Source organism: Flavobacterium plurextorum (assembly GCF_002217395.1).
In the GTDB taxonomy this organism is placed as follows: domain Bacteria; phylum Bacteroidota; class Bacteroidia; order Flavobacteriales; family Flavobacteriaceae; genus Flavobacterium; species Flavobacterium plurextorum.
The window spans coordinates 30185-48910 of record NZ_MUHD01000043.1 but is presented as its reverse complement, the minus strand read 5'-3'; the positions used below and the strand labels follow the sequence as shown (position 1 = coordinate 48910).

General features: G+C 34.1%; 14 protein-coding genes. 12 read left to right on the top strand and 2 right to left on the bottom strand.

The window, feature by feature from the left end; translation table 11 throughout:
* Positions 1–40: 40 nt before the first annotated feature.
* From nirB to B0A81_RS19700, 9 genes are all read left to right on the top strand, one after another.
* On the top strand, positions 41–2554 hold the full coding sequence (nirB, locus tag B0A81_RS19740) for a nitrite reductase large subunit NirB (RefSeq protein WP_089059605.1): 2514 nt from the start codon (positions 41–43) through the stop codon (positions 2552–2554).
* 366 nt (positions 2555–2920) lie between these two features.
* Positions 2921–3298, top strand: coding sequence for a nitrite reductase small subunit NirD (nirD, locus tag B0A81_RS19735; RefSeq protein ID WP_089059604.1), 378 nt, complete (start codon positions 2921–2923; stop codon positions 3296–3298).
* A gap of 154 nt (positions 3299–3452) precedes the next feature.
* Positions 3453–4037: a DUF4202 domain-containing protein gene (locus B0A81_RS19730; RefSeq protein ID WP_089059603.1), complete on the top strand. Its 585-nt coding sequence runs from the start codon at positions 3453–3455 to the stop codon at positions 4035–4037.
* 9 nt (positions 4038–4046) lie between these two features.
* Positions 4047–5864 carry a PAS domain-containing sensor histidine kinase gene (locus tag B0A81_RS19725; protein ID WP_089059602.1) on the top strand — a complete coding sequence of 606 codons (1818 nt, stop codon included), beginning with the start codon at positions 4047–4049 and terminating at the stop codon, positions 5862–5864.
* A gap of 447 nt (positions 5865–6311) precedes the next feature.
* Positions 6312–6971: a response regulator transcription factor gene (locus B0A81_RS19720; protein ID WP_089059601.1), complete on the top strand. Its 660-nt coding sequence runs from the start codon at positions 6312–6314 to the stop codon at positions 6969–6971.
* A gap of 97 nt (positions 6972–7068) precedes the next feature.
* Positions 7069–8547, top strand: coding sequence for an MFS transporter (locus tag B0A81_RS19715; protein ID WP_089059600.1), 1479 nt, complete (start codon positions 7069–7071; stop codon positions 8545–8547).
* Between the two features lie 99 nt (positions 8548–8646).
* The gene (locus tag B0A81_RS19710) at positions 8647–9906 is read left to right on the top strand and encodes an alginate export family protein (protein WP_089059599.1); all 1260 of its coding nucleotides are present in this window, start codon (positions 8647–8649) and stop codon (positions 9904–9906) included.
* A gap of 148 nt (positions 9907–10054) precedes the next feature.
* Positions 10055–10651, top strand: a complete 597-nt coding sequence (locus tag B0A81_RS19705) for a hypothetical protein (protein ID WP_089059598.1) — start codon at positions 10055–10057, stop codon at positions 10649–10651.
* Between the two features lie 85 nt (positions 10652–10736).
* Positions 10737–11360 (top strand): class I SAM-dependent methyltransferase, encoded by a 624-nt coding sequence (locus tag B0A81_RS19700; RefSeq protein WP_089059597.1) that lies wholly within the window; start codon positions 10737–10739, stop codon positions 11358–11360.
* 125 nt (positions 11361–11485) lie between these two features.
* Here the strand turns inward: B0A81_RS19700 and B0A81_RS19695 are convergent, their stop codons facing one another.
* Positions 11486–12190 (bottom strand): Crp/Fnr family transcriptional regulator, encoded by a 705-nt coding sequence (locus tag B0A81_RS19695; RefSeq protein WP_089059596.1) that lies wholly within the window; start codon positions 12188–12190, stop codon positions 11486–11488.
* 176 nt (positions 12191–12366) lie between these two features.
* Here B0A81_RS19695 and B0A81_RS19690 point away from each other — a divergent pair, with 176 nt between their 5' ends.
* Entirely contained in the window at positions 12367–15885 is a 3519-nt protein-coding gene (locus B0A81_RS19690; RefSeq protein WP_089059595.1) for a nitrate reductase, read from the top strand.
* A 203-nt stretch (positions 15886–16088) separates the two neighbouring features.
* Complete coding sequence (locus B0A81_RS19685; RefSeq protein ID WP_089059594.1) at positions 16089–17519, top strand: rubredoxin; 1431 nt, start codon at positions 16089–16091, stop codon at positions 17517–17519.
* Positions 17520–17857: 338 nt separating this feature from the next.
* Here B0A81_RS19685 and B0A81_RS21875 read toward each other — a convergent pair whose 3' ends face one another.
* Positions 17858–18391 (bottom strand): hypothetical protein, encoded by a 534-nt coding sequence (locus tag B0A81_RS21875; protein WP_244281443.1) that lies wholly within the window; start codon positions 18389–18391, stop codon positions 17858–17860.
* 4 nt (positions 18392–18395) lie between these two features.
* Here B0A81_RS21875 and B0A81_RS21870 point away from each other — a divergent pair, with 4 nt between their 5' ends.
* The gene (locus tag B0A81_RS21870; protein WP_233207029.1) at positions 18396–18617 is read left to right on the top strand and encodes a hypothetical protein; all 222 of its coding nucleotides are present in this window, start codon (positions 18396–18398) and stop codon (positions 18615–18617) included.
* Positions 18618–18726: the final 109 nt, after the last annotated feature.

The window sequence follows — 18726 nt, the reverse complement described above, 5'->3', positions numbered from 1 at the left end:
AATACTTATATTTGCGTAATAATACTTAATTAAAGAAATCATGATTAGAGTAATAGTAGTTGGAAACGGCATGGTTGGTTATAAATTTTGTGAAAAGTTCATCGCAAAATCAGGACAAGAAAAGTATCAGATTACCGTATTTGGTGAAGAACCGCGACGTGCTTACGATCGTGTTCACTTAAGCGAATACTTTGGAGGAAAAACAGCAGATGATCTTTCATTATCAACAAACAGCTGGTACGCAGAAAACAATATTATTCTAAATACCTCTGAATTAATTACAGACATTAATCGGGAAGAAAAAACAATACATACGCATTTAGAAAAAACACATACGTACGACTACTTAGTTTTAGCCACAGGTTCTTCAGCTTTTGTGCCTCCAATTGACGGAGTCGAAAAAGAAGGCGTTTTTGTTTACAGAACTATCGAAGATCTTGATGCAATTATGGCTTATGCCAAAAAGATAAAAATAAAAGGCGCAACAGAAGCAGCTGTTTTAGGAGGCGGTTTATTAGGACTTGAAGCAGCAAAAGCTGTTAGAGATTTAGGACTGAATCCGCATGTGGTCGAATTTGCTCCACGTTTGATGCCAAGACAATTAGATCAAGGCGCAAGCGATATGCTTCAATCTAAAATTGAAGAATTAAACATTGGAATTCACCTTAATAAAGCAACGCAATATATTGACGGAAAGGAAAATATAACGGGAATGATGTTTGCTAATGAAGAATTGTTAAAAGTGGATATGTTGGTTATTTCTGCCGGAATAAAACCTCGCGACGAACTGGCAAGAGTTTCTGGACTTGAAGTTGGTGTGAGAGGCGGAATCGTGGTAAACAATCAAATGCAGACATCAGATCCTTCTATTTACGCGATTGGAGAAGCTGCACTATATAACCAAAACATTTACGGACTTGTTGCTCCAGGTTACGAAATGGCTGATGTTGCGGCTGAGCAAATCTTAAATGGTTCAAAAACCATGAGAGAAACCATCGATATGTCAACACAATTGAAATTAATTGGTGTTGAAGTTGCGAGTTTTGGTGATCCTTTTATCGAAAATGAAAATGTAACTGCCATTATTTATGAGAATAAACTAAGCGGTATTTACAAAAGAATCAACGTTACCAAAGATTCTAAAACGCTTTTAGGCGGAATTTTAGTTGGAGATTCAAGTGATTATAATTCGCTTTTCCAGATTTACAGCAACGCAATGGCATTACCTAAAAATCCAGAAGATTTGATTTTAGGTTCTCGCGACGGTTCCGAAGGTTCAAGCTTAGGAAGTGTTATGGATTTGCCAGATACAGCCGTAATTTGTTCTTGCGAAAATGTTACAAAAGGCGCTATCTGCTGCAAAATTTTAGATGAAAGCTGCGCTACATTTTCTGATGTTGTAAAAGCAACCAAAGCAACTTCTGGCTGTGGAGGTTGTAAACCAATGGTTTCTGATTTGGTAAAAGCCACTCAAAAATCTTTAGGAAAGGAAGTAAAAGAAGTGATCTGCGAACATTTTAATTATAATCGTCAAGAATTATTCGATTTGGTAAAAATCAATAAATATGAGAATTTCTACGATGTTTTAGATCACCATGGAAAAGGCGACGGCTGCGAAATCTGTAAACCAGTTGTAGCATCAATTTTTTCTAGTATTTACAACGATACCGCAAATAAACACGTTACAACTCAAGATACAAACGACAGATTTTTAGCCAACATTCAACGAAACGGAACTTATTCTGTTGTTCCAAGAGTTGCTGGAGGAGAAATTACTGCCGAGAAACTAATCGTAATTGGCGAAGTGGCAAAACAATTCGAATTATACACCAAAATAACGGGAGCACAAAGAGTTGATTTATTCGGAGCACATTTAAGTGATTTACCTAAAATCTGGAAAATTTTAATTGATAATGGTTTCGAAAGCGGTCACGCTTATGGAAAATCACTTCGTGCTGTAAAAAGCTGCGTTGGAAATGCTTGGTGCCGCTACGGAATGGACGATAGCGCCGGATTTGCCATAGAACTTGAAAACAGATATAAAGGAATTCGTTCTCCGCATAAACTAAAAGGCGGCGTTTCTGCCTGCATTCGTGAATGTGCTGAAGCTAGAGGAAAAGATTTCGGATTAATTGCAGTTGAAGGCGGATGGAATTTATACATCGCAGGAAATGGCGGAGCGAACCCAAAACATGCCGTTTTACTAGCTGAAAAAATTGACAAAGAAACAGTAATCAAATACATGGACAGATTTTTAATGTATTACATCAGAACTGCTGGTCCGCTGATTCGAACTTCAACTTGGTTAGAAAAACTAGACGGAGGCTTAGAATATTTAAAAGAAGTTATCATTGAAGACAGTTTAGGAATCTGCGAAACACTTGAAACAGAAATGCAGACTTTAGTAAACACTTTTGAATGCGAATGGAAACAGGTTTTAGAAAAACCAAGATTATTAAAACGTTTCAATCACTTTATAAACTCTGATGAAAAAGACGAAAATGCTGTTTTTGTTCCGCTAAGAGATCAAAAAATGCCTAAAGCGTGGACATAAACTCAAATTTTAACACATAGAGACATAGTCCAGAAGCTTCGGGATTGAACTCAAAAAAGGCGTTTCACTTGCATAAATACACATAGCTATGTGTTAGAAATTAGTTTCTTTTAATTCTATTTCTCAAACAAAAAAAAGTCTATGTTTCTATGTGTTTAAAAATAAAAGCCACAGATTAAAGGATTAAAAAGATTAAAAAAAATCGCCTAAATCTGCCAAATCTGCGGGAAAAAAAATTGCTCCAAAAAAAAAAGAAAAAAATCATTAAACGTTTGCTGTCCTTCTTACCCTCTTTTTTACTGCGCCATCAAACTCTATTGATCGTAAAAAGAGGGCTAAGAAACAGGAAATCAAAACTCAATCAAAATGGAAGAAATCTTAAATCAATACGAAACGGTTAGCGCGAGCGATGCAACAATTTGGTTCAAAGCAGGTAATGTAGAAGATTTTCCAACCAATCGCGGCGGCTGTATTAAATACAAAAACAAGCAGATTGCCATTTTTAATTTTGCCCGCCGAAACGAATGGTACGCTTGTCAAAATGCCTGCCCACACAAAATGGAAATGGTACTTTCAAGAGGAATGACAGGTTCTACAGATGATATTCCGAAAATCGCCTGTCCGATGCATAAAAAAACATTCTCATTAGTCGATGGTTCAAACCTAAACGGAGAAGATTTTAAAATTGCAACGTATCCTATTAAAGTTGTGGAGAATGAAGTTTTTGTTGGGTTTGTAGATTAGCGAATATGTAAGATGTGAGAAGTAAAATATGAAACATGAAATATGGAGATCATACTATTTTTCACATTTTAAAATATTACCTATTACATTTTATTTTTCACATTTCACATTTTCACAAATTCCGTATCTTTGAAATCTATTATCTAACCAAAAAATGACTACACCTTTTCAAAAAGCAAGCGAATGGATTGATGCTGAAAACGCACAAGATCCAAACATAGAAACTGACCAAAACAAAGAATATCCAAAAGAATTATTGTATTCAAACAGGATGTACGAAAGATTGATGCAGTTCGAACCAAATGCATCTGAAGAAATACAAATTGCGTCAAAAGCACAACACATCTGTCGATGGAAAGTTGCCCGCGAATCGTATCCAATGGATCGCGTTGGTTATTTGAAATGGAGAGAAGAACTGAAAAAATTCCATGCAAAAACAACTGCCGAAATTCTTGTAAAAGCAGGCTATGATGAAACTTTTATAGATCGCGTTTCATTTTTAATAGAGAAAAAACTACTTAAAAAAGATCACGAAACACAATTATTAGAAGATGTTATCTGTCTTGTATTTTTAGAATATTATTTAGATCCTTTCGTTCATAAACACGATGAAGAGAAACTAAAAAACATCATCAAAAAAACCTGGGATAAAATGTCGGATAAAGGACATCAGGAAGCCTTAAAAATCAACTATTCTGAAGAAAATCTAAATCTTATAAAAGCATCTTTAGGATTGTAAACTGACTTTATGAAGAAAAGCAATCAGGAAGAAGACAAAATCACTTTCAAAAATTTACGACGACTGTATTTTTTTGCGCTTCTTACTATCGCTGTAACTATAATTATCAGTCAGATTTTAGTACAATACAATCTAAATCAGCAGTTAAGTGATTCTAAAATCATAAATTTTTCAGGAAAACAACGAATGCTGAGTCAGAAAATCGTAAAAGAAGTTCTGATTCTGCAGTATGTTTCTAATAACGCTTCTGCAAAGCAAATTTCGCATTTAAATGACGTTTTATCACTTTGGAAAAAGAACCAAAATGCACTCGAAAATGGCAGTGACAGCTTAGCTTTTCCAAAAGAAAAATCAGAAACACTTTCTAAATTATATCTTGAAATAAACCCGATTTTCAATAAAATTGCAAATACAACCGATTCGTTTTTGTTGAATTTAAAGCAGAACAAACAAGCTGCAGAAAATCAAAAACTAGTAAATGTAATTTTAGAAAATGAAGGAATCTTTCTTTCTAAAATGAATCAGATTGTAACCCAATACGATCTCGAAGCGCACGAAAAAGTAACCGAACAACGCCGAATTGAATACTGGATTTTTGGGTTTACACTTTTGGTATTGCTTTTAGAATTCCTTTTCATTTTTAGACCAACTAATAAAAAAATTGAACGATTAATTGCCAAGCTTTTATCTTCTGAAAAGAAAGCTTTAAAGCTTGCATACGATACTGAAATACTTAGCGAAATCAAGGAAAATTCGGTTAAAGAATTAAAGTCACTCAATTATGCAATGGAAAACACACTGCTCTATTGCCGAATTGCACCTGATGGTTCTATTATTCATATTGGCGAAAAATTTGCCAAACTTCTTAATTATACCAAGTTTTTATCCAACAAAAAATTCTCTGAAGTATTAACTACAGACGAAAAAGAACAAACCAATTTTGATCGTTTGATATTTGAAAAACAACGAAGCGGCTGGCAAGGCGAAATTAAAATTGTTACCAAAGAAAGTGTTGAGATTTGGCTTGATCTTTCAATGGTTCCAGTTATGATCAAAAAAGACGAATTGGAACTTTTAATCGTTTGTTTCAATATCACTGAACGTAAAAAAGCGCAAAGAGAAGTCGAACGTTTGAATCTTGAAAATAGTACTGAAAAAATCAATCAGCAAAAGATTATTTCGAGTAAAATTGTTGAAAATCAAGAAAATGAACAAAACCGAATCGCTAAAGAAATTCATGACGGAATTGGTCAAATGCTGACTGGTTTAAAGTTTAGTTTGGAAAGCATCAATTTAGATGACAGAGAAAAATCAGAACAAAAAATTGAGTATCTAAAAAAGCTTTCACTAGACATTATAAAAGGTGTACGCACGGCAACTTTCAATTTAATGCCGCCCGAATTAAGCGATCACGGAATTGTTTCTTCTTTGGCAAAACTTACGCAGGAACTTTCAAAACTAACTGGAAAAGAAATTCTTTTCTACAATAAAACCGATTTCAATCAGCGATTAGATTCTTTAATCGAAATAAATATCTATCGCCTAACTCAGGAAGCGATCAACAACGCCATAAAATACGCCGAATCATCGCATATTATTGTACAGCTTTCACACAGCGAAACTTTACTAAGTATCATAATTGACGATAACGGAAAAGGTTTTGACATCAATGCCGTCGATAAAAAACGAAACAGTGAATCTGGAATGGGCTTATTGTTTATGAAAGAAAGAATTCAATACATTAACGGCCGTGTTTTCATCAAATCGATACCTGGCGAAGGAACCAGAATTACCTTCAATATCCCGATTCTCAAAGGAGAAAATTAGTCAATTAGATAATTTGATAATTACTTAAACGTCGAACTTCCATTTGTCAGGCCGAGCGAAGTCGAAGCCCACTCAAAGTAAATCGACAAAATCATCATCACATTTTTCTAATTGGCAAAATGGCTAATTATCTAATTTATCATCTCGACAAAGGAGACCCGGGCGATAGCGAACAAGCGGAGCAAATCTTCGCAAGTAGCGCTACAAAGAGTCCCGCTTTAGATTATGGAGCTGCTTTGCGCGAACTTCGACTCAACTCAGCCTGACAATACCGTAAGCAATTGAATTTGAGATTTGAATATTCTGAACTTAATTTTCTAATGATTTTTTAATATTGGACTGTAGAATTTCGCAAATCGGAATTTACTTTTAAAAAAAGTACGTATATTAGCGTCTTCTTTATAGATGAATATACGTAAAAAACCAAAAATCTAATTTAAGTAAACTATGAGTAATATCATTCGTGTAGTGCTGGCAGACGACCATGTTTTTGTAAGAGATGGAATTAAATCTTTACTTGAAAATGAAGCAAATATTGAGGTCGTTGGTGAAGCAATTGATGGTGCCGATGCACTTGATGTTGTTGCCGGAAGCAAACCAGATTTACTTATAGTAGATATTCGTATGCCAAATTTAACAGGCATCGAGGTAGTAGAAAAACTTAGAAGCGAAAATAACAACGTAAAGATTATTATGCTTTCTATGCATGAATCTGAAGAATATGTATTGAAATCTATAAAAGCGGGTGCCGATGGTTATTTGCTGAAAGGTTCTAGTAAAGAAGAATTCTTGAAAGCTTTACACACAGTGGCTGCCGGCGGAAAATACTTTAGCGGCGATATTTCTTCTATACTAATAAGTCAGCTTACAAATTCGTCAACATCACTAGAACCTAAACAAAATCTAAGTGAAGAAATGATGATTACCAAAAGAGAAAAAGAAATTCTGACTCTTTTATTATCTGGAAAAGGAAACAAAGAAATTGCTGAAGCGCTTGATATAAGTAAACGTACTGCTGAAGTGCACCGTTTTAATCTGATGAAAAAGTTGAAAGTTAAAAACTTAATGGAACTTTCTAACAAAGCTGCTGAATATTCATTGATTTAAAAATTACGTATTAATACGTAATTATTTTTCAAAAACTGCGTTTTAGCATCTTTTAACTAAGTTATAGTACTTATTTTTACATAAAAATATAAGTGCTATGAAAACTACAAACTCATTATCTCAATCACACAAAATTTTATTTTTGAACACATTGGCCTTTACAGTGTGTTTTGCCTGCTGGACATTAAACGGGGTTTTAGTAACCTTTTTGGTCGATAACGGAATTTTCCATTGGAGCGTTGTTCAAGTTGGATGGCTCTTAGGAATTCCAATTTTAACAGGCTCAATTATGCGCTTACCAATTGGCATGCTCACAGATAAATTTGGAGGAAAATATGTCTTTTCACTTTTACTGCTGCTTAGCTCAATTCCGCTGTTCCTCCTTCCCTATGCCGACAGTTTTTTTATGTTTGCTCTACTTAGTTTCTTCTTCGGAATGGTAGGAACTAGTTTTGCTGTAGGAATTGGTTATACTTCAATCTGGTATCCAAAAGAATGGCAGGGACGTGCTTTAGGAATCTTCGGAATGGGAAATGCGGGAGCTGCAATTACCACATTTTTAGCGCCTTCATTATTAAATCATTTCTCTTTAGAGGATCCGCAAAATGGTTGGAAAATACTTCCAATTATCTACGCCTTTTCTCTTGTTCTAATTGGAATTGCCTTTTTAATTTTTGCTAAAAACAAAAAAATAGAGAACCATACAAAAAGCGTTCGTCAAATGCTTGGTTCACTAAAATCAGCTAGAGTTTGGCGTTTTGGAGCTTATTACTTTTTAGTTTTTGGTTGTTTTGTTGCATACTCGCAATGGCTGCTGCCCAATTTTATGAACGTTTATCAAACCAGTTTAGTTATGGGCGGATTATTTGCCACAATGTTCAGTCTTCCTTCTGGTGTAATCAGAGCTTTTGGAGGTTATTTATCAGATAAATTTGGTGCGCGAAAAGTTATGTATTGGGTTTTGAGTTCTTCTGCTGTTTTAAGTGCTCTATTAATGGTTCCGAAAATGGAAATCACGACTACAGGTCCCGGAGTTCTTGCAACAAAAAAAGGAACTGTAACTTCTATTACAAAAGATAATATTAAAATAGGTGAAACCGAATTTGACATTACACAAAAACAGGAAAACAATTCTGAAAATACAATTCTCCCAACTCGAACATCTTGGCAGCAAGTTGTTGTAGCACAGAACCAAACCGTAAAGAAAAAAGAGCTGCTGGCAAAAGGAATTACAGTAATAAAATTCGATGCTAATATGTGGGTATTCTTAATTTTAGTAATTTTAATCGGAATTTCTTGGGGAATTGGCAAAGCAGCAGTTTACAAACATATCCCAGAATATTTCCCTACAGAGGTTGGTGTTGTTGGAGGTATGGTTGGAATGATTGGCGGTTTGGGAGGCTTTTTAGGCCCAATCATTTTTGGATACTTGCTGACCGCAACAGGAATTTGGTCAAGTTCATGGATTTTTATTTTACTATTCTCGACCATTTGTCTCGTTTGGATGCATTATACAGTAACTAAAATCATGAACGAAAAACAACTGGCTTTGGCAAAAGTAATAGACAGAAAATAAGCGCATTAAAAGTTTAAAAATAATTATCAAATATGATTAATATCACTAAAAATAAAATCATTATAAGATAAATTTGTCTTTTATTAAACCATCATAGATATGAAAAAAACTAGAATAATTCTATCCTTACTTTTTCTAGGATTTGGTGCTGCCATGCAAGCACAAGAATTTGATGCCAACTTACAATTAAGACCACGTTTTGAATATCGAAACGGATACAAAACTTTATTACCAGAAGGTCAAGAAGGAACTTCACAAATCTCACAGCGTTCTCGTCTAAATTTAAATTTTAAGCAAGATGATTTGATTGTTAAATTAACTTTTCAAAACATTAGAACCTGGGGAGATGTACCAACCACAACCACAGCTGATAAAAATGGAGTTGCCATTTTTGAAGCTTGGGCACAATACAACTTCACCGAGAAATGGAGCGCAAGAGTTGGGCGTCAAGTACTCTCTTATGACAATCAGCGTATAATGGGTGAAATCGATTGGTTGCAACAAGGGCAAAGTCACGATGCAGTACTGGTTACTTTTCGTCCAAAAAACCAGCAGCTTGATATGGGATTTGCATACAACTCAAATGCCGAAAATATAGTGCAAACTCCATACACTGTTGCCAATTACAAAGCTATGCAATATGCTTGGTACCATACATCTTTCAGTAATTTAGGTTTAAGTTTATTAGCCCTAAATACTGGCTATGAATATGCCAATGCCGACGCAAAATTATTGGTAGATTACAAACAGACTTTCGGAACCTATTTAACCTATAAAACAGGTAAATTAGATACTAATTTCTGGTTATATGGACAAACTGGTAAAAGTACAGACAAACAGGTAAGCGCATGGAATGCCGCTGGTTATTTAGGCTACAACATTTCTGATGCTTTTAAAGCTGGTTTAGGTTATGAATTTTTATCTGGAAAAGATACAAATGACGGCAGTACAGTAATTAAATCCTTCAATCCAATATTTGGAACCAATCATGCTTTTAATGGTTATATGGATTATTTTTATGTTGGAAATCACCAAAACAGCGTTGGTTTGCAAGACGCCTACTTAAAACTAAGTTATAATGTCAAAAAATGGCAGTTTGCATTAATGCCGCACGTATTTTTATCTGCCGCTGATGTTGTGACTCCAACAAATGAAAAACTTGATTCTTACTTAGGAACTGAGGTCGATTTTACTGCAGGCTACAATTTCAAAAAAGACATTACGCTAACTGGAGGTTATTCTCAAATGTTTGGTACAAAAACTTTAGAGTTCTTGAAAAGCGGAGATGCCGGTCATACTAACAATTGGGCTTGGTTAATGATTTCTGTAAATCCAAGGATTTTTAGCTGGAAGAAATAGATTTACCTTAAATAATATAAAAATACCCTTTTCTACTTTTAGAAAAGGGTATTTTTTTGCTAATTAATCACTAATTTTCTTTTTTATTATCTTTGAAATATTTTTTCCCTTTTTACGAAATCTCTTTTTTTCAAAAATTCCAAATCCGATGTTCAAAATTAAAACATTCTTAATTCTGTTTTTTATATGTTGTATTTCCTATTCTCAAGAACAATTAAAACTATATAAATCCATTTACGAAACCTCAGATTCTCTAAAAAAAGTCAACAAAATATTAGAGATAGATAAAACAGTTTTTAAAGAAGCGAAAAAGCTAGATCAAGAACATCCCTCAAAATATTTAGAAATAGCAGGAACATATATAGCGAAATCAAAATTCAACGAAGCTTCATTTTTTTATTTTCTAGGCGTAATGAGATATCAATATTACAATAAAGCAAGTCAAAATTACAGAGCAAGTAGTGATGGCGCATTACTTGGTTCACTATCCTATACCACTAGCCAATCAATACTCCCTTATTTAAAAACCGACATCAACAATTATATTTCGATTCTAAAAATGACAATACATTATTATAAAAAAAATGATTACCTTTTTTTTTCCAAATCGAATAATATTGAAAAATATAATCACGAACTAAATTTAATTTTAGAACAAAAAACGAATTTAGAGAATAATAAAACTAAATATACTAATCTTTGGGATCTGGAAATCAAAAAACAGAGAACAGCTTTAAAAATATAATAGTACCAAGAAGTAATTAAATTTAAAACTCTATTATTAATAGACATCAAGGATTTAATTTTACAATCAATTCAATACATATGCTATGAACAACAACTGGACCCAAAGATGGGATGACCGCTACAGCAACGAAGAATTTGCATATGGCGAAGAACCCAACAATTACTTAAAAGAACAAATTCAAAAATTAAAGCCCGGCGCTATTCTTTTTCCTGCCGAAGGCGAAGGACGAAATGCCATTTTTGCTGCAAAATTGGGTTGGAACGTTTCCGCTTTTGATATTAGTGAAGAAGGAAAAAACAAAGCTTTAAAACTTGCTGAAACTAACAATGTTTCAATTGATTATCAAGTTGGCGAATTAGAAACGCTGGATTTCAAAGAAGAACAATTTGATGTAATTGCCTTGATTTATGCTCATTTCCCTTCAGAAATTAAATCCGGAATTCACAAACAGCTTGATAAATTATTACGCAAAGACGGTATTATTATTTTTGAAGCTTTCAGCAAAAAACATTTAGAATATCTAGCAATAAATGATAAAGTTGGCGGACCAAAAGATATTGAATCTCTTTTTTCAATGGAAGAAATAAAAAGTGATTTTCCTAATTATGAAATCATTGAATTACAAGAAAAAGAAATCGAATTAAACGAAGGTTTATTCCATAACGGAACGGGTTCTGTAATTCGATTTATTGGCAGGAAAAAATAAGTATTTGTACGTAATCATTTTAACACATAGAAACATAGTTTACCCTTATTAAAAAAAGGCATTCCATTTGACAAAAAGAATATAGCTATGCTTAAAAATCCTATGTTTCTATGTGTTAGAAAGTTTTAAAAATATTTATGCTCCATAATTTCAGAGCGTAATTTTGAAACTTCCAAAATCCCAATTCGTTTTCCAACCGTTTTTATTAGAGCTTCTTTTTTAAGACTTGAAATAACCCTAATTGCTTGCTCTTCGGTTGTTCCCGCAAAATCCGCGATTTCTTTTCGAGAAAGATCAATATCAATTAAATCATTGATTTGTCCGAATTTGCGATGAATATAAAGCAATAAATCAACCACACGTTCACGAACATTCATATGTGCAATTTTGCGAATATTGTTTTCACTTTTATTCAATTCATCGGCATAAAAAAGCATTAAAGCATAAGTAAGTTCTGGAATATGCTTTAAAATTTCCAGCATCGTTTCATTGCTAAAATTGCACAAAACAGTATCTTCCAAGGCATAAGCGCCAATTAAATACTTTTTTCCAGTTCCAAATCCGCGAAAACCAATAATATCTCCACTTTTCGTTAACCGTACAATTTGCTCACGTCCGTTAATTCCCGTTTTTACCGTTTTTGCTTTTCCCTTGCAAATAAAATAAAGCCCTTGCAAAGAAGAACCTTCCACAATAAACTGATCCGATTTTTTGCAGACTATATTCTGTTTCTTAGAAACGTAAGTATTCATTTGTTCTAAATGTAAATGTTTCTTGATAAAACAATTTTCATTGGCACAAGAATAACAAAGAGTTTGTTCTTCTTTCATGAGTCCTAATTTTTATCGGATTAAAAACTAATTTGTTGCTGCTCATTTTATTGCATCAAAAATAAAAAAATAAATTCGAAAAATAAGTATTTATACGTAAAAATACTTATTTTTGTATAAGTGATTTATCTAGATCACTGCAGATTCAGGAAATAGTATATAAAAAAAGAACTGTAATGCAAAATACCAAAATCAAAACTACCTGTTCTTATTGCGGCGTTGGCTGCGGCATAATCGTAACCAACGATGCTAAAAACGGCGTTATGGTTGAAGGTGATAAAGATCATCCGGTAAATAAAGGAATGTTATGTTCTAAAGGAATGAATCTGCATTACGTAGTCAACGATACTTCTGACCGAATTCTATATCCTGAAATGCGAGGCAGCAAATCCTATCCGCTCGAACGTGTAAGCTGGGATACTGCTCTAGACCGAGCTGCGGCAGTTTTTTCTTCTATTATAAAAAAACATGGTCCAGACAGCGTTGGATTTTATATTTCGGGACAATGCTTAACTGAGGAATATTATCTGGTAAATAAACTTGTAAAAGGTTTCTTGAAAACCAATAATATCGATACTAATTCAAGACTCTGCATGAGTTCCGCCGTTGTGGGTTATAAAAAAACTTTTGGAGAAGATTCTGTACCAATTGCGTATGATGATATTGAATTGGCGGATACTTTTTTAATTACAGGGGCAAATCCCGCTTGGTGTCACCCTATTCTATTTAGACGGCTTGAAAAACATAAAGAGAAAAATCCAAAAACGAAGATAATAGTAATTGATCCGAGGCGCACTGATACAGCCGCTTTCGCCGATTTACATTTACAAATTCTTCCAGGATCTGACATTATTTTGTATCATGCTATTGCCAGACGTATTATTGAAAAAGGCCATGTTGACCACGATTTTGTCAAAAACAATGCTGAAAATTTCAAACAATATAAAGATTTAGTACTTAGTACGTCACTTGAAAAAGCATCAAAACTATGCGGAATATCAGTAAACGATATTAAACTTGCCGCAGATATTATTGGAAAAGCAAAAGGATTTATTTCACTTTGGGCTATGGGATTAAATCAAAGTGCAGTTGGCGTTGACAAAAATACGGCTTTACTGAATTTGTCTCTATTAACAGGACAAGTTGGGAAACCAGGTTCTGGTCCATTTTCATTAACCGGTCAGCCAAATGCTATGGGCGGACGTGAAGTGGGCGGAATGGCGACCCTTTTGGCAGCGCATAAAGACATTGCAAATCCAACACATCGCAAAGAAGTGGCTGATTTTTGGGGAGTTGACGAGATTTCAGACAAACCGGGTTTAACAGCAACAGAAATGTTTGAAGCTTTAGAATCGGGAAAAATGAAAGCTGTTTGGATTATTTGCACAAATCCATTGGTTAGTTTGCCAGATTCTCGTCGAATCGAAAAAGCACTTCAAAACGCTAAATTTGTGGTGGTTCAGGATATTTCGCATAATGCTGACACAGCAAAATTTGCCGATTTGCTTTTGCCGGCTGCCGGATGGTTAGAGAAAGATGGAACGATGACTAATTCTGAACGCCGTATTTCTTATTTACCAAAAGGAATTAATGCGTCTGGAGAAGCACTTCCTGATATTGAAATTTTAATTCGTTTTGCTAAAAAAATGAATTTCCATGGTTTTGATTTCAATAACGCCGAAGAAATTTACAAAGAGCATTGTGCGCTTACCAAAGGCACTAATATTGATATTTCATTTTTAAATTATAATCGTTTAAAAACCGAAGGCACTTTTCAATGGCCGGTTCCAGATTACGGACATCCGGGAACACCACGATTATTTACTGATAAAAAATTCTATACGCCTTCTGGAAAGGCGATTTTTAACCTGCCTGTTTCAATCGAAAATACATCGGTACAACCCAATTCCGAATTTCCTTTTATTTTAACTACGGGACGAATTCGCGATCAATGGCATACAATGACCAAAACGGGAAAAGTTTCGAGATTATTAACTCACATTCCAAGTCCGGTTTTAGAGATAAATCCAATTGACGCATTTAAAAATGAAATTAAAAATGGTGATATTATTACCGTTACAAGTAAAAATGGCGAAGTTCGAGTAAAAGCAAAAGTGACCGATTCTATTAAAGAAAAGGTGCTTTTTCTTCCAATGCATTGGGGAAAACAACTTGAAAATGATTTGAATAGAACAAACAATTTAACGAATACTGTTGTAGATCCGATTTCAAAAGAACCTGATTTCAAATACACGACGGTTTCGATTAAAAAATATGTAAAACCCTTTCAGAAAATAGCCATTGTTGGCGCCGGCGCAGCTTCATTCCGATTCATTCAAAATTATCGTGAATTTAATACTACAGATGAAATTATTGTTTTTTCGAATGAAATAAATCCGTTTTACAATCGCGTTTTATTGCCCGAATATATGACGGGAGAATTCACTTGGGAACAGCTTTTAAAGGTTAAAGACGGCGAAGCATTAAACAAGCTTAATATTACCATGAAAGCTGGAGTTGCTATTAATAAAATAGACACTAGTGCAAAAACTATAAAAGATAGTTTGGGCGAAATACACACTTTCGATTCTTTGATTTTAGCAACCGGAAGTCGTCCTTTTGTTCCAGAAAATGCACAACTGCATCTTTCAGGTCGATTTACCGTAAGAAGAAAAGAAGATGCTGACCGTTTAAAAAAACATCTTGACAGCACCAATCTTCCGCCGGAAGAACAGCATGTTGTTATTATTGGCGGCGGATTATTAGGGTTGGAATTGGCTGCTGCTTTAAAACATAAAAAAGTAAAAACTACTATAATTCAGAGAGCTTCACGTTTAATGGAACGTCAGCTGGATCGAATTTCTAGTAAATTATTAGCCGAAGAAGTACAACTCCGTGATATTCAGATTTATTTTGATAATGAAGTCAGCACCGTTTTTGAAACGGATAATGAAAACGAAATTGAAATTGCTTTAAAAAGCGGTAAAATCATAACTGCAAATGCAATTGTTTATACGATTGGAACAATTCCGAATATCGAAATTGCGAGAGAAAACGGTTTGGCTTGCGGGCGCGGCGTAAAAGTCAATCAATATTTACAAACTTCAAATCCTGATATTTTTGCAATTGGAGAAATAGCGGAATTCAATAATAAATTATTCGGAATTACTTCTGCCGCCGAAGAACAAGCAGATATTCTGGCAAACTTTTTAGCGGGCGATATCAGCAGTTATTACAAAGGTTCGATTTTAATGAATATTTTAAAATTAGAAGACATAAATCTGTGCAGTATTGGAGATATTACAATTCCAGAAAACGATGATTCGTATGAAGAAATTGTTTTTACTGATTTGAAAAAACGTTATTACAAAAAATGCATTGTAAAAGATGATCTCTTAGTTGGTGCTATTTTAATGGGAGATAAGAACGAATTTGCCGAATTCAAAACGATGATTGAAAGCAAAATCGAATTATCAGACAAGCGAAATATGCTTTTAAGAGGAAGTTCAACCGCAAAACCTGTTTTAGGAAAATTAGTTTGTTCCTGCAGTCAGGTTGGCGCAGGAAATATTGAAGAAACCATAAAAAGCGGTGTGAACGATTTTACCGATTTATGCAAAAACACGGGCGCAGGATTAGGATGCGGAAGCTGTAAAACGGAGGTTAAAGAGATATTGGCGAAATGTAAAGTTTGAAAAAATGTTTCAAGTTTTCTTTGTTTCATGTTTCAAGTTGCGTACAGTATGTCATTTCAATCCCGAGGCGTCGAGAGAAGGGCTACACGTAAAAGGCTTCGACTTCGCTCAGCCTGACAAGCTCGAGAAAAACCTGAAACCTGAAACTTGAAACCTGAAACAAAGAAAACCTGAAACAAAGAAAACTTGAAACAAATAAACAAATGGAATTGACAAGATTAATAGTAAAAGGCGGCGTTATTTCGCCGGGAGAACTACAAGAAGTAGTAAACATTGCTTTAGACGAAGGTCTGGATTCTATTTCTTTTGGTTCAAGACAGGATATTATTTTCCCAAAAGGTTTTAAATCTTTAGATAAAACAACTTTGGGGAAACATCATTTTGTTTATCCAGATCAAAAAAGCGGGAATAATATTGTTTCTTCTTATGTTTCGACGGATATTTTTAGAAATACCAATTGGCTGACAGGAAATCGATTTTTGTATGTTTTAGAAGAATTTAAAGAACAACCCAAACTAAAAGTAAACATTACAGATCCAAAACAACAGTTGGTTCCTTTATTTACCGGACATTTAAACTTTATAGCTTCAGAACATGAAGATTATTGGTATTTATATATCAGGCTTCCAAAATGGGAAAAGATGGAAGTTTATCCTGTCTTGATTTATACTTGGGATTTAGCGAAGACATATTACGAAATTGAGAAAATTACAGACGAAACCACACTTGATATCGAAATGCTTTTTACGCTGATAAGCGAAGCTTTAGACACTAATAATCGAACAATTGACAAGCCTTTAAATATTCCGTTTTATCCTTTTCCTTATTATGAAGGAATGAACAGAATGGGAATCGATCAATACTGGCTTGGGCTTTATTGGCGAAATAATTTATACGATTTAGATTTCCTGAAAGAAATGTGCGATTTGTGTTTTGAATGCAAAATTGGAAAAATATGTATCACGCCTTGGAAATCGTTCATCATAAAAGGAATTCCGAAAGACCGAAAACTAGAATGGGAAAAGTTCTTAGGCAAACGCGGAATTAATGTTCGTCATTCTTTATTAGAATTAAATTGGCATCTGCCTGTTGCTATGGAATGGGCTTTGAACTTGAAAACATTTTTAGTTCGTACACTTGATCAATTTGACATAAGCACTTATGGACTGAATTTTGGTATTTCAGAATACAATCGGGACGGACATTATTTTACTTCGATTGTTATCGAAAAAAATGAACTTCCAGCGGCTTTAGAATCCATTAAAATCAGAGATACTTACAATGTTTTGTTTGCTAAGAATTTTGATCCAAATACACGAGAATATATCGTTCACTCTCAAGATATTGACAAACTTGAACTGCCAACTATTCTAATCGAATTAAGCCGAAAATATTTTGATGAACTCGGAAATGCAACAACTGAAACTACTGAAAACCCACAAAAAAAGGAAAAACCACAATTGGATATTTACCAATGTCAAGAATGTTTAACGCTTTATAAACCCGAATATGGAGATGAAAGTCAAGGCATTCCGAAGGGAATTTTATTTACAGATTTAGGCGAAGATTATTGCTGTTCTTTATGTGAAGCTCCAAAAAGCAATTTTAAAATTTTAGAGATTATTACAAACTAATATCTTCACCAGCACTATTTAGAAGCAATTTACTTCGTTATTTCGCTAGTGCTCCTGCCCTGCTGTTCAATATGTCTTTTGGGATTCTTGATCGTTATTGAGAACAACACAATAGAATGTCTCTTTCTTCAGGAATAGAGCATTTGTTTTCACTTGACTTTATTTGAAGTTTCCTAATTCACAATTCATAATCACACCTCATTTTTTCATGTAGAATTGTTAAGAGATTTTGATTATAAATTTCAAGCAAAAAAACAAATAATTCACTTTCAGTTACTTAATATTAATTTTTATAGGAAAACTTAACATTGAGTAACTTGTTTTATAATTATCTTTACTTAACTGTGAATTAACAATTTAGTTACATTACTAACGATAAACTTACCTAAAAGCGCATTTAATATGGAAAACAAACCCGAAGAAAGTACCCCGGAAAAAATCGATTCTGTAAAACCTGAAGCTGTTAAACCAGTTGCAGAAAACGCAAAACCAGAAAATACTCCTGTTAAGAAAGCTCCAGTTCGCAAAGCTGCACCTGCAAAAACGACAGCAGCAAAACCAACTGCGACAAAAGCAACTGCGGCAAAACCTGCTGCATCAAAGCCTACAACAACCAAGGCTCCTGCTGCTTCTGTTACAAAAGCTGCCGCAACACCTACAGCAAAAGCACCTGCTAAAGCAGTTGTAAAATCTGCAGCAACGACTACGCCAAAACCGGCTGTACGAAAAGCACCAGCAAAAAAAGTATTAACTCCTGCAGCAAAGTCAGAAGAAAAAACGACAGTTGCTGCAACACCAATTACTGAACCTAAAAAAGAGAATACTAACCAAGCAGTTAAAACTGAAAAAGATAAAGCTGCTAAAAAAGCCAAAAAAGTGAAAGATAAAGAAAAGGAAAAAGAGAAAAAGAAAGCAGCTAAGAAAAAAGAAAAAGCTAAAAAAGATAAAAAGAAAGAGAAAGCTAAAAAAGCAAAACTAAAAGCGAAAGCCAAGAAAAAAGAAAAAGCTAAAAAAGCGAAAGAAAAAGCTAAAGCTAAAAAAATCGCAAAAAAGAAAGCGAAGTCTCAAAAAAAGGCAAAAGCTAAAAAGAAGAAATAATTATTGAGAAAGGTTTAGCTTTAAAAAAGTTGAACCTTTTTTTTATTTCTGAGCTCTTACACTCAGTTTGTCATTTCGACGAAGGAGAAATCTTCGCAAGTAGCTCCAT

Bases quoted from the DNA above. Each gene is read 5' to 3' on its own strand.
- nirD (WP_089059604.1), top strand. From the start codon at position 2,921: ATGGAAGAAATCTTAAATCAATACGAAACGGTTAGCGCGAGCGATGCA.
- B0A81_RS19720 (WP_089059601.1), top strand. From the start codon at position 6,312: ATGAGTAATATCATTCGTGTAGTGCTGGCAGACGACCATGTTTTTGTA.
- B0A81_RS19690 (WP_089059595.1), top strand. From the start codon at position 12,367: ATGCAAAATACCAAAATCAAAACTACCTGTTCTTATTGCGGCGTTGGC.
- B0A81_RS19705 (WP_089059598.1), top strand. From the start codon at position 10,055: ATGTTCAAAATTAAAACATTCTTAATTCTGTTTTTTATATGTTGTATT.
- B0A81_RS19695 (WP_089059596.1), bottom strand. From the start codon at position 12,190: ATGAAAGAAGAACAAACTCTTTGTTATTCTTGTGCCAATGAAAATTGT.
- B0A81_RS19725 (WP_089059602.1), top strand. From the start codon at position 4,047: ATGAAGAAAAGCAATCAGGAAGAAGACAAAATCACTTTCAAAAATTTA.
- B0A81_RS19700 (WP_089059597.1), top strand. From the start codon at position 10,737: ATGAACAACAACTGGACCCAAAGATGGGATGACCGCTACAGCAACGAA.
- B0A81_RS19685 (WP_089059594.1), top strand. From the start codon at position 16,089: ATGGAATTGACAAGATTAATAGTAAAAGGCGGCGTTATTTCGCCGGGA.
- B0A81_RS19715 (WP_089059600.1), top strand. From the start codon at position 7,069: ATGAAAACTACAAACTCATTATCTCAATCACACAAAATTTTATTTTTG.
- nirB (WP_089059605.1), top strand. From the start codon at position 41: ATGATTAGAGTAATAGTAGTTGGAAACGGCATGGTTGGTTATAAATTT.
- B0A81_RS19710 (WP_089059599.1), top strand. From the start codon at position 8,647: ATGAAAAAAACTAGAATAATTCTATCCTTACTTTTTCTAGGATTTGGT.
- B0A81_RS19730 (WP_089059603.1), top strand. From the start codon at position 3,453: ATGACTACACCTTTTCAAAAAGCAAGCGAATGGATTGATGCTGAAAAC.